The sequence below is a fragment of the Burkholderia sp. SIMBA_062 genome (assembly GCF_046534765.1).
Lineage (GTDB): Bacteria > Pseudomonadota > Gammaproteobacteria > Burkholderiales > Burkholderiaceae > Burkholderia > Burkholderia ambifaria.
Genome location: NZ_JAWRYD010000161.1, coordinates 1 through 331, shown reverse-complemented (window position 1 = coordinate 331; position 331 = coordinate 1). Strand labels below are relative to the sequence as shown.

Annotated in this window: 1 protein-coding gene; it reads left to right on the top strand. The window is 66.5% G+C overall.

The features are described 5' to 3' along the window. On the top strand, window positions 1-320 hold a 320-nt coding region (locus tag SB786_RS35855), incomplete at its 5' end, for a LuxR C-terminal-related transcriptional regulator (protein ID WP_410731525.1). Window positions 321-331 lie beyond the last annotated feature (11 nt).

Here is a 331-nt window from a genome sequence, read left to right as displayed (position 1 = left end):
AAGAGCCGATCACCGTGCTCGCCGAAGTCTGCCGGCGCGCGCTCGTCGAGCCGGGCACCACGCTCTCGGCGCGCGTCGCCGAACGTCTCGCACTGGACGGCGCGAACGTGGACGAATTCCGCCGCAGCAATCCGCTTTCGCCGCGCGAACTCGAAGTCGTGCGCCTCTTCGCGCTCGGCCTGAACGTGACCGAGATCTCGAAGCGCCTGAACCGCTCGGTCACGACGGTCGCCACGCAGAAACGCGCGGCCATGCGCAAGCTGCATCTCGATTCGAACGCCGATTTGATCCGCTACGCGAGCGAGCACGGATTCGCCTGATGGAAGCCAAC